The sequence below is a fragment of the Aminobacter sp. J44 genome (genome assembly GCF_007829415.1).
Classification (GTDB): Bacteria; Pseudomonadota; Alphaproteobacteria; order Rhizobiales; family Rhizobiaceae; genus Aerobium.
This window is the reverse complement of sequence record NZ_VLJG01000020.1, coordinates 49,271-59,728: the sequence shown is the minus strand read 5'-3', so window position 1 is coordinate 59,728 and position 10,458 is coordinate 49,271. Positions and strand designations below refer to the sequence as shown.

The following is a 10,458-nucleotide window of genomic DNA, read 5'->3' as shown; positions in this document are numbered from 1 at the left end:
TTGCCACTGTCGACCTCGGCCTTCTTGAGCCACTCGTTGAGGGTGTGCGCCGAGCAACCGATCTTGCCAGCCACCGACACCACGGCCGCCCAGCGGGACGGATACTCCCCGCCATGCTCCTGCMCCATCCGCACCGCTCGGGCGCGGACCTCAAATGAAAACTTGTTCGTCGTCTTGCTGGTCATGCTCCATCCTACTCAGGAGTTGGAGCCCCCGGCAAACCCGGTGCGGTTCAGAATGCCTGCCACTTAAGGGCAGAGCTGTTGCACGCGAGGCTATTCGGGACGTTTCCTGCTAGGCGGCCGTCTTTCACCCAGACTTCAATTGCTTGACGCCCCACATAGCCGCCCATCCGGTTCTTGGCATTTGCTTTGACGCACAGCCAGTGCAGACCACTCCGGTTGTTGAACTGCATGAACGAGATCTCGGCATCCCTGATCGAATATGGATCAACTAGGTAGTCTCGAGCATCCCTAACGATCTGAGCCTTGACCGCCGACGGCGCTGGCCTCGCCTGCTCAAATGAGACGCGCACTTCCTCTGCCGTCTGGCATCCAACCAACGTCACGGCAAATGCTAAAAAATATGCATACTTCACTGATATTCCCCGCTTAAACGTGCATGTAGTCTCTCCGGGCAATCAGACTAACACTTCCAGAAGCGAATAGGGTTCTGACTGTGCTTCAGCTCCGGATTGGTGACGCGCTTACCCCGTTGGCCCACGTATAGATCCCATATCTCTCGCGAAGCCTCCGTTCCGATAAAGCCTACTCGGTTGCTTTCTGAGCCGTCTGCGTAGGGAATGTCAGGGAAATTCTCGGGGGTCGCGTGCATCCACTTGCTTGGCCGAAACGCACCAACAACGACCCCACGCACAACCGCCAGAACGTAGTCAGCTTTCTCGGCGCGACTCTTGGAGATCCGCCAGCAGTAGCGAACCAAGTTGTAGACTGCCTTCCGATCGGAACGGTCATCAAGCTTATTGATGTTGATCAGAATGAGCGCGTGCTCAGGTTGCGCCGGGAACTCGGGAAGCGCGTATTTGTCGATGAGCTCAAGATGATTCATAGGTCCACGAGCACTGCTCGCGTGTCCACCTTGCACATTAGTAAGCCCGGGATAAGCGTCAATCAGTGCTGCCTCGACCTCGAAGACAGCTTCGTCAGGAATCTCGTGTCTATGAATGACATGTATCACCGAGAGACCTGCGTTCTTGATCGCCTTTATTCGATCAAGCTTAGCACCAAGGATTTGCTCGGCCTCGTCGGTAGCGTTAGGAATCCCGGCCGCATGATCGAAGACGCGATTGTTGCGTCCCTTACCAACGTAAAACGTCTCTCCGTTACGTGGATCGATAAGTCGATAAACGTAGTTCCCGATCTTCTGGCAAACCTCTTCCGGAAAACGCTGATCGTCCGACAACACTGTCCTCCCAAGCCTAAACATTCCAGCCTTAGACTCGAGAGTCAGGATGGTGAAGAGCAGATTTTTGAATCTGCACCGGGGAGTGTTAGGAGCTACTGAAAGTGACGCTCCCTTCCCGGCACACCCCGGCCACACGCCCGCCACGCCTTCCGCCTCATCCCACACACACTCGCGCACCCGACAGGTTTCGAACCAGTGACCTCTGCCGACGAAGGAGCGCACAAACCCACGTATTCTTCACGTTCCCCGTTGAAGCGATCTGCCTGATCGTCTAAGAGGGCAACATATCCGGATGCACCCGTAGCTCAGCTGGATAGAGTGCTGCCCTCCGAAGGCAGAGGTCACAGGTTCGAATCCTGTCGGGTGCGCCAAAAATTCCTATTAAATTCAATGCATAGATGAAGCCGGCTGAAATCGGCTAGGGCTAGCTTGCAGGTTCTTGCGCGAACATTCGCGGTGCATTCCAGATGCACCCGTACAAAACCCGTACATCGAGCTTTGCCGTGCCTCAGCAAGCACGCTCGAGCGTGCACCAGTATCGCGAAGTAAAGTGACTCCGAAGGTAATAAGAGGGAAAAGGAAGGTGCCCGCCTACCGCCGAGTCTGAATCGCAGGCACTCCGCCGGACGGTGGCGGACATAGCCGCCGCCCAATCCACCTCACCCGATCAGCAGCTCGTCGTCGTCCAGCGTCTGGCCGCGGATCTGGCGGAACATCTGGATCAGGTCCTCGATCTGCAGGCCCTTGCGCTCGTCGCCGCTGACGTCGAGCACGATCTCGCCGGCATGGAGCATGATGGTGCGGTGGCCGAAGTCGAGCGCCTGGCGCATCGAGTGCGTCACCATCATCGTCGTCAGCTTGCGCTCGGCAACGAAGCGGTCGGTGAGGTTCATGACGAATTCGGCCATACCGGGATCAAGCGCCGCCGTGTGCTCGTCGAGGAGCAGCATCTGCGAGCCGGTCAGCGTCGCCATCACCAGCGACACCGCCTGCCGCTGGCCACCGGACAGCATATCCATGCGGTCGCCAAGCCGGTTTTCGAGGCCAAGATTCAGCTCCGCGATGCGCTCGCGAAAAAGTTCGCGACGTTTGGCGTTCAGCGCCATGGTGAGGCCACGGCGCTTGCCGCGGCGCTCGGCGAGCGCGAGGTTTTCCTCGATGGTGAGCGTGCCGCAGCTGCCGGCGAGCGGGTCCTGGAAGACGCGCGCGACGAGCTCGGCGCGGCGCACCGTCGGCTTGCGCGTCACGTCCGTCGTCCCGATGGTCACCGTGCCGGTGGTCGGCGTGATGTCCCCCGCCAGCACGCCAAGCAGCGTCGACTTGCCGGCACCGTTCGAACCGATGACGGTGACGAACGAGCCTTCCTCGATCTCGAGGTTGATGCCGTTGAGCGCCTTCTTCTCAAGGGGCGTGCCCTTGCCGAAAACGACGTCGATGTCCTTGAGCGAAATCATCATCAACCTCCGCGGCGAAGGCGCGGCAGAACGAGCGCAAAGGTTACAAGCACGGCGGTCACCAGGTTGAGGTCCGATGCCTGCAGGCCGAGCACGTCGCTGGAAAGCGCGAGCTGGATCGCGATGCGATAGAGAATGGAACCAATGACGCAGCCGATCAGCGCGATCAGTATGCCACGCGCGCCAAGAAGCGTCTCGCCGATGATGACAGCGGCAAGGCCGACGACGATGGTGCCGACGCCGGAGGTAACGTCGGCAAAGCCGTTGGTCTGGGCAAACAACGCGCCACCCAGAGCGACGAGCGCGTTGGACATCGCCATCCCGAGATAGATCTGCCGCGAGGTGTCCACGCCCTGAGCGCGCGCCATCTTCGGATTGGCGCCGGTCGCGCGCATCGCAAGGCCCGAGTCGCTTTCAAGGAAGCGCCAAACGAGGAACAGCGCGATGGCGACCAGCACGGCGATGAAGATCGGGCGGACCATGAAGTCGCGCAGGCCATGGCCGTAGAAGGGCGACAGCATCGTATCGGCATTGATCAGCGCGACGTTCGGCCGGCCCATGACGCGCAGGTTGACCGAAAACAGCGCGATCATCGTCAGGATCGACGCGAGCAGGTGCAGGATCTTGAAGCGCACATTGAGGAGCGCAGTGACGAGACCGGCAACAGCACCGGCCGCCATCGCGCAAAGCGCTGCCAGCCAAGGATTGACGCCGGCGATGATCAGAACGGCGGCCACCGCCGCGCCCAGGGGGAAGGATCCATCCACCGTCAGGTCGGGGAAGTCGAGCACCCGGAAGGCGAGATAGACGCCGATGGCAACGAACGCATAGACGAGGCCGAGTTCAACGGCGCCCCAAAGCGCAATCTGGCTCACGATTGTCTGCCTTTCCGTGGCATGCGCACCTCACTCAAACCCTGCCCAGCCACGCGCGTATGGCTGGCGTTCTGCCGTCCCGCGCGGATGCGCGGAACGGTCAAGAACAGGAGAGCCGGGCAGCTCGGAGCCGCCCGGCAGCACGGATTACTCGATGACCTTGGTGGCGCGGGAAAGGACGCTTTCCGGCAGTTCCAGGCCAACCTTGGCGGCCTGCGTCTTGTTCACGACCAGGTCGGTGCCTTCGGCAACCTTGACCGCGATGTCGCCCGGGTTCTCGCCCTTAAGGATGCGCACGACCACTTCGCCGGTCTGCTTGCCGACGTCGTAGTAGTTGAAGCCGAGCGCTGCGATAGAACCGCGCGCGACGGAGTCGGTGTCGGCGGTGAACAGCGGCACCTTGGCCTCTTCGGCGACGGCAACAGCCGACTCGAGCGCCGAGATGATCGTGTTGTCGGTCGGAACGTAGATCGCGTCCGCACGACCGATCAGCGCACGCGCCGCGCCCTGCACTTCGGCGGTCTTGGTGGCGGCGGATTCGACGACCGCAATGCCGGCGGCGTCAGCGACTTCCTTGAGGACCGCGAGCAGCGACACCGAGTTCGCCTCGCCCGAATTGTAGAGATAGCCGATGGTCTTCACCCCCGGCATGATCTCCTTGATCAGGTCGACGTGGGATGCAACCGGCGACATGTCGGAAAGGCCGGTGACGTTGCCGCCCGGCTTGTCCATGTCCTTGACAAGCTGCGCGCCGAGCGGGTCGGTAACGGCAGTGAAGACGACCGGAATGTCGCGGGTGGCCGACACGACAGCCTGCGCCGAGGGGGTCGAGATCGGCACGATGACGTTCGGATCATCGCCGATGAACTGGCGGGCGATCTGCGCGGCGGTGGCCGGGTTGCCCTGGGCGGACTGATAGACGAAGGTCAGCCCCTCGCCTTCTTTGTAGCCAGCTTCATTCAGCGCGTCCTTGACGCCGTCGCGGACGGCATCGAGCGCCGGGTGCTCGACGATCGCGGTCACGGCGACGGTGACTTCCTCGGCCTTCGCGGGAAGCACCAGAGCGGCGCTAGCCGCCAGTGCAAGAAACAGAGCTTTCATAGTAAGTCCCCTCCAAAAGTGGCTGACCAGTCCTCTATTTCATTATGCATGCCAATGAAAGATCGTCCGCACAAATTCTGGTCAGTGGCGGTCGCAGCCGCCACTGCGGCTCCACTTGTGGAAATCGCAAAAGCCGACAGGTCACGAGGTTTGCCCTGGGTGAGCCTCGCTCAGTTGTGTGGGCAGCCAGCGGGCCTGACCACTGAAAATCTTAATGAACGCTAAATTAGATCTCGCTTCATATTCTTGTTTTCGTTGCAACAATGTCACAGACATCGAGGCAACAAGTGCTATCCTTGCGATTCTGAGGGGCTACAATTTCTTTTGGTAAGAAGGACACCAAATGAAGAAGTTAGCACTTACTGCGGCGATACTCGCAGCTGCCTCCACTTCCGCACTGGCGGCTGATGTGGTCTACGAGGAACCGGCGCCCTATACCCCGCCTGCTCCTACAGTCTATGACTGGACCGGTGTCTATATCGGTGTTCAGGGTGGTTACTCGCGCGTGACGCTCGAGAATCCGGGCCTCGTCGATGAAGACTTCGACGGCGGCACGATCGGTGCGCATGCCGGCGCCAATTGGCAGCATGGCAATGTTGTCTTCGGTATCGAGGGTGACATCAACTACCACTGGAATGACAACGACTACATCCTTGCCGGCGTGCCGGTCGAGGTTGGCACTGACTGGTCCGGTTCGCTTCGCGCACGCATCGGCTACGCAATGGACCGTACCCTGCTTTATGCAACGGGCGGTCTTGCCATCACGCGTGGCTACATCGACGAAATCGGCGGCCCGGGTGAGGAAGAAGAAACCTTCACCGGCTGGACCGTTGGCGCAGGCGTCGAGCATGCCTTCACCGACAACTGGACCGCTCGTCTCGAATATCGTTACTCCGACTACGGCGGCGACGACTTCAATCTCGGCGCCGGCGACTTCGACCTGACCGAACACGCCGTTCGCATCGGCGTGAGCTACAAGTTCTGAAGCCTCCACTCAGGGCAACTGGGGGCCGGTTTTCCGGCCCCCATTTTCGCATCCGGCGGAAGCTGCCCTCTCCGTGAGGTTTCGAACGCTGCACAGTGCGTGCACGAAGAGGAGCCTTTGCCGGCGACCTTCCGCAACGTACATTGGCGGGCATGAAAAAGATCGGCTTTCTCTCCTTCGGCCACTGGTCGCCCTCACCCCAATCCGGCACCCGCTCGGCCTCCGACGCGCTCCTGCAGTCCATCGACCTTGCGGTCGCGGCGGAAGAGCTTGGCGCTGACGGCGCTTACTTCCGCGTCCACCACTTCGCCCGCCAGCTCGCCTCCCCCTTCCCGCTGCTCGCCGCGGTTGGCGCAAGGACGAAGCGCATCGAAATCGGCACCGCCGTCATCGACATGCGCTACGAGAACCCGCTTTACATGGCGGAGGATGCCGGTGCGGCGGACCTGATCTCCGGCGGACGTCTCCAGCTCGGCATCAGTCGCGGCTCGCCCGAGCAGGTCATCGATGGCTGGCGCTACTTCGGCTACCAACCGGCAGAAGGCGAGACCGACGCCGACATGGCGCGCCGCCACGCAGAAGTGTTTTTCGACGTCATCCGCGGCCATGGCTTCGCGCAGCCCAACCCGCGACCGATGTTCCCCAACCCTCCGGGCCTGCTGCGCCTCGAGCCGCATGCCGAAGGACTGCGTGACCGTATCTGGTGGGGCTCGGCTACCAACGGCACCGCGATCTGGGCAGCAAAGCTTGGCATGAACCTGCAGAGCTCGACCCTGAAGTTCGATGAGAGCGGCAAGCCTTTCCACGTTCAGCAGGCGGAGCAGATCCGCGCCTATCGCGAGGCGTGGAAGGAAGCCGGCCATACGCGCGAGCCGCGCGTGTCGGTGAGCCGCTCCATTTTCGCGATCGTCAACGACCTCGACCGCGCCTACTTTGGCTACGGGAACAAGGAGAGCGACACCGTCGGTTATATCGAGGAGAACACACGTGCGATCTTCGGCCGCTCCTACGCGGCGGAGCCGGACGTGCTGATCAAGGAGCTTGCCGGGGACGAGGCAATCGCCGAGGCGGATACGCTGTTGCTGACGGTCCCGAACCAGCTCGGCGTCGACTACAACGCCCACGTGATCGAGTCGATCCTGAAATACGTGGCCCCGGCGCTGGGCTGGAGGTAAACGGCGGCTGTTAAGCCTTCTGCCTGACGCAGCCGTCTGGCCATCTGGTTGCGACGGCGGGTCAGGCTTTGGCGTGACGCACGACGCGCCTCGACAGGTTGCTGTTGGCCATCACCGCCGGCGCGGTCAGCGGCGTTCAGGCATGGATCCGCGGGTCAGGCCCGCGGATGACGAATGGAGAAAGGCCAGAATCCAACCCTTCACGGTTGGCGCATTCCAACTGGCTTTTCGAGTGATCGTGACAAACGGTGCGGGGAAGCGCCGACGGCGACGTAGCAGGAATCACACCTCCCCCTCGTCATGCCCCGGCTGGACCGGGGCATCCAGGCCGGAACATTTCCAACGAGCCAGCGGTGACCAACCTGCCGTAAAGGCGAGGCCCTACCCCGCCTGGCCCATCTTGCCCGGGTTCATGATGCCGAGCGGGTCGAGTGCCGCCTTGATTCGCTTCATCGACTCCACGGCCGCATCGCCGTGCTCGCGGCGCATGAACTTCAGCTTGCCAATGCCAATGCCGTGCTCGCCGCTCACCGTGCCGCCGCTCGCCAGCGCACGCTCGGCCGAGCGATCCGCCAGTCGTGCGGCCTCGGCAAGCTCAACCTCGTTGTTCGGATCGACCAGATAGCCGGCGTGGAAGTTGCCATCGCCGGCATGGGCGATGATCTGCCCCTCGAGAAACGACGCTTCGATATCCGCCAGCCCCGCGACGATGTTTTCCGCCAGCTTCGAGATCGGCACGCAGATGTCGCTGGTATAGATCTCGCAGCCTGCGCGGCGCGACTTCACCGCCCAGTAGTGGTTATGCCGCGCCTGCCAGAGCCGCGCGCGCTCGTCTGCATCGGTCGACCACTGGAAGCCAGAGCCGCCATTGTTCGCGGCAATCTCCGCCACGATCTGCGACTGCTCCTCGACCCACGCCGGCGTTCCCTCGAATTCGAAGAACAGCGTCGGCGCGACCTTGAGGTTCATGCCGGAATACATGTTCGTGCTCTCGATCGAGTACTCGTCGAGGAATTCGACGCGGCCGATCGGAATGCCGTACTGCACTGTCTCCTGAACCGTCGCGATCGCGCCTTCGACCGTGTCGAAAGCACATACCGCAGCCGCCACCTGCTCCGGCACCGGGTGCAGCCGCACGGTGAGCTCCGTGATGATGCCGAGCGTTCCTTCCGAGCCGACGAACAGGCGCGTGAGGTCATAGCCGGTCGACGATTTTTTGGCGCGCGAGCCGGTCTTGAGCACCTCGCCGTCGGCGGTCACGACGCGCAGCGCCAGCACGTTCTCGCGCATGGTGCCGTAGCGCACCGCTGCCGTGCCGCTCGCGCGGGTGGAAGCCATGCCGCCCAGCGATGCATCGGCACCCGGGTCGACTGGGAAGGTCAGGCCCAGCGCCCGCAGCTCGGTGTTGAGCTGCTTGCGGGTTACGCCCGGCTGCACCACCGCCAGCGCATCCTCCGCTACGATCTCGACGATGTTGTTCATCTCGCGCGTGCTGACCGAGATGCCACCGTGCACCGGGATGGTGTGGCCCTCCATCGACGACCCGGCGCCGTAAGGCACGATCGGCACGCGATGCTCGGCGCAGACGCGCACAATGGCCTGCACTTCCGCTTCCGTCTTCGGGAATGCGACGGCGTCCGGCATGTGGGGCACGTTGCTCGACATGTCGCGGCTGTGATGCTCGCGCACGGCCTCTGATGTGACGAGCCTATCACCGAGAATGGGTTTCAACGCCTCGATCGCGCGGCGTGCTGCTTCAGACATAATGGCCCTTCTTGCCCGCCCCCGTCGTCCTGGTGGGATGACGAGACGAAGCGAGCTCCTTGCATGTTATGAACTCCAGCAGCGCGGGAACGCCCTGCTTCGTCTGCTCTATACCACGTTTGATCGCGGGGACGATCTCGGACGGATCGGTAATCCGCTCCCCATAGCCGCCGAAAGCGCGGGCCATCGCGGCGTAATCGCCGGAAATGTCGGTCGCGCGGTACTTCTCCGTCGACACGCCCATGATCGGCAATTCCATCGCCATGGAGAAGTTGTTGAGAAGGATCGAAAGGATCGGGATCCTCTCGCGCACGGCGGTCTCGAAATCCATGCCTGTGAAGCCGATGGCCGCGTCACCCCAGACATTGATGCAGAGCTTGTCCGGGCAGGCCAGCTTCGCTCCCATCGCCAGCCCCAGGCCATAGCCGAGCTGGGTGCTCTTGCCCCAGCCGATATAGCTCAGCGGCTCCGTCGACACCCAGAACGGCGACAGCTGGTCGCGCGGGCTACCGGCATCGTGGGTGATGATCGTATTGGCGACGTCGACCGTCTTCTGCAGGTCCCAGAGTACCCGGTAAGGGGAAAGCGGCTTGTCGTTTGAGGTCAGCTTGGGCATCCATTCGGCAAGCCACGCCTCGCGCACGGAGGCAATTTCCTCGGCGACCGCAGTCCACGAACGTCGCGGCTCGCCCCGGCGCTCGAGCTCCGCCAGCACTGCGTCGAGGGTGAGCCCTGCATCGCCCACCATCGCCACCTCGCACTCGTAGTCCTTGTTGATGTGCGCGAAGTCGAGGGTCGAGTGGATGACGCGCTTGCCGACCGGCATGCCGACGCCAAAGGCCGTCTGCGTGAACGAGCAGCCGATGCCGAAGATGACATCCGATTCGTCGAGGAAATGACGCACCGTATAGGGGATCGCCGCCCCGCCAGAGCCAAGCGCCAGTGCATGGTTCTCACGGAACGCGCTCTTGCCTTCGAGGCTGGTGCAAACCGGGATCGCGAGCCACTCTGCCAGCTGCTTCAGCTGCGGCCACGCCTGCGCATAATGAATGCCCTGACCTGCATAGAGAACCGGGCGCTTGGCGGACAGCAGCAGATCGACGGCCGCGCGCACGGCTGCCGGATCCGGCGCGGTACGCGTGGTCACCACCGGCCGATAGTCCAGCGGCTCCGGTACCTCTTCGTCCCAGATGTCATTCGGTATTTCGATGACCACCGGGCCGCCCCGCCCATTGCGCAGCTGCGAGAATGCGCGCCGGAAGACGTTGGGAATGTCGGCGGGGACATTCAGCGGCTCGACCATCTTGGTGATCGAACGCATCGAGACTGTCGAATTGTAGTTCGGCGCAATATGCGCCAGCTTGCGGGGGTAGCCGCCCGGCAGCACGAGGATCGGCACCGATTCCGAATAGGCCTGGGCGATCGCGCCGTAGGAATTTTCGGTACCCGGCCCGAGCTGCATTGCAAACGCGCCGATCTTCTTTCCGGACGAGAGACGCGAAATGGCATCTGCCATGTGAATGCCGGTCCGCTCCTGTCGGACGATGATCGGCCGGATGTCGGCCATGGCCGCATGTTCGATCACATGATTGACCGGATAGGCGCAGAGGATCTCGATCCCCTCACGCTTCATGATCTCCGCAATTGCATCCGCTACCTTCATGGATGCTTCCTCCCTC

Annotated in this window: 9 protein-coding genes, 1 tRNA gene and 1 pseudogene; 3 read left to right on the top strand and 8 right to left on the bottom strand. The window is 62.2% G+C overall.

All coding sequences use genetic code 11. The features are described 5' to 3' along the window. From L610_RS09795 to L610_RS09785, 3 genes and pseudogenes are all read right to left on the bottom strand, one after another. Positions 1 to 185: pseudogene (locus L610_RS09795) on the bottom strand (IS3 family transposase); the annotation flags it as partial. Between the two features lie 47 nt (positions 186 to 232). Further along, positions 233 to 598 carry a hypothetical protein gene (locus L610_RS09790; RefSeq protein ID WP_144704589.1) on the bottom strand — a complete coding sequence of 122 codons (366 nt, stop codon included), beginning with the start codon at positions 596 to 598 and terminating at the stop codon, positions 233 to 235. Between the two features lie 47 nt (positions 599 to 645). Next, a complete protein-coding gene (locus tag L610_RS09785; protein WP_210246006.1) occupies positions 646 to 1,422 on the bottom strand; it encodes a hypothetical protein in 777 nt (258 codons plus the stop codon). 297 nt (positions 1,423 to 1,719) lie between these two features. Here L610_RS09785 and L610_RS09780 point away from each other — a divergent pair. Further along, positions 1,720 to 1,796, top strand: a tRNA-Arg gene (locus L610_RS09780). A 288-nt stretch (positions 1,797 to 2,084) separates the two neighbouring features. Here L610_RS09780 and L610_RS09775 read toward each other — a convergent pair. The 3 genes from L610_RS09775 to L610_RS09765 all read right to left on the bottom strand — a co-directional run bounded on the left by L610_RS09775 (position 2,085) and on the right by L610_RS09765 (position 4,855). Then, the gene (locus L610_RS09775; protein ID WP_024849171.1) at positions 2,085 to 2,879 is read right to left on the bottom strand and encodes an ABC transporter ATP-binding protein; all 795 of its coding nucleotides are present in this window, start codon (positions 2,877 to 2,879) and stop codon (positions 2,085 to 2,087) included. 2 nt (positions 2,880 to 2,881) lie between these two features. After that, positions 2,882 to 3,754, bottom strand: a complete 873-nt coding sequence (locus L610_RS09770) for an ABC transporter permease (protein WP_024849170.1) — start codon at positions 3,752 to 3,754, stop codon at positions 2,882 to 2,884. Between the two features lie 147 nt (positions 3,755 to 3,901). Then, on the bottom strand, positions 3,902 to 4,855 hold the full coding sequence (locus L610_RS09765; protein ID WP_024849169.1) for an ABC transporter substrate-binding protein: 954 nt from the start codon (positions 4,853 to 4,855) through the stop codon (positions 3,902 to 3,904). A gap of 343 nt (positions 4,856 to 5,198) precedes the next feature. Here L610_RS09765 and L610_RS09760 point away from each other — a divergent pair, with 343 nt between their 5' ends. Both L610_RS09760 and L610_RS09755 read left to right on the top strand, forming a co-directional pair. Then, the gene (locus L610_RS09760) at positions 5,199 to 5,840 is read left to right on the top strand and encodes an outer membrane protein (protein WP_024849168.1); all 642 of its coding nucleotides are present in this window, start codon (positions 5,199 to 5,201) and stop codon (positions 5,838 to 5,840) included. Between the two features lie 152 nt (positions 5,841 to 5,992). Continuing rightward, positions 5,993 to 7,015, top strand: coding sequence for an LLM class flavin-dependent oxidoreductase (locus tag L610_RS09755; protein ID WP_024849167.1), 1,023 nt, complete (start codon positions 5,993 to 5,995; stop codon positions 7,013 to 7,015). Positions 7,016 to 7,396: 381 nt separating this feature from the next. Here the strand turns inward: L610_RS09755 and L610_RS09750 are convergent, their stop codons facing one another. Then, on the bottom strand, positions 7,397 to 8,779 hold the full coding sequence (locus L610_RS09750) for an FAD-binding oxidoreductase (RefSeq protein ID WP_144704582.1): 1,383 nt from the start codon (positions 8,777 to 8,779) through the stop codon (positions 7,397 to 7,399). Continuing rightward, complete coding sequence (locus L610_RS09745; protein WP_024849165.1) at positions 8,772 to 10,442, bottom strand: thiamine pyrophosphate-requiring protein; 1,671 nt, start codon at positions 10,440 to 10,442, stop codon at positions 8,772 to 8,774. The genes L610_RS09750 and L610_RS09745 overlap by 8 nt, the downstream gene beginning before the upstream one ends. Positions 10,443 to 10,458 lie beyond the last annotated feature (16 nt).

Excerpts from the sequence above, each read along its gene's own strand:
- L610_RS09775 (WP_024849171.1), bottom strand. The coding sequence starts at position 2,879 with ATGATTTCGCTCAAGGACATCGACGTCGTTTTCGGCAAGGGCACGCCC.
- L610_RS09765 (WP_024849169.1), bottom strand. The coding sequence starts at position 4,855 with ATGAAAGCTCTGTTTCTTGCACTGGCGGCTAGCGCCGCTCTGGTGCTT.
- L610_RS09760 (WP_024849168.1), top strand. The coding sequence starts at position 5,199 with ATGAAGAAGTTAGCACTTACTGCGGCGATACTCGCAGCTGCCTCCACT.
- L610_RS09755 (WP_024849167.1), top strand. The coding sequence starts at position 5,993 with ATGAAAAAGATCGGCTTTCTCTCCTTCGGCCACTGGTCGCCCTCACCC.
- L610_RS09750 (WP_144704582.1), bottom strand. The coding sequence starts at position 8,779 with ATGTCTGAAGCAGCACGCCGCGCGATCGAGGCGTTGAAACCCATTCTC.
- L610_RS09745 (WP_024849165.1), bottom strand. The coding sequence starts at position 10,442 with ATGAAGGTAGCGGATGCAATTGCGGAGATCATGAAGCGTGAGGGGATC.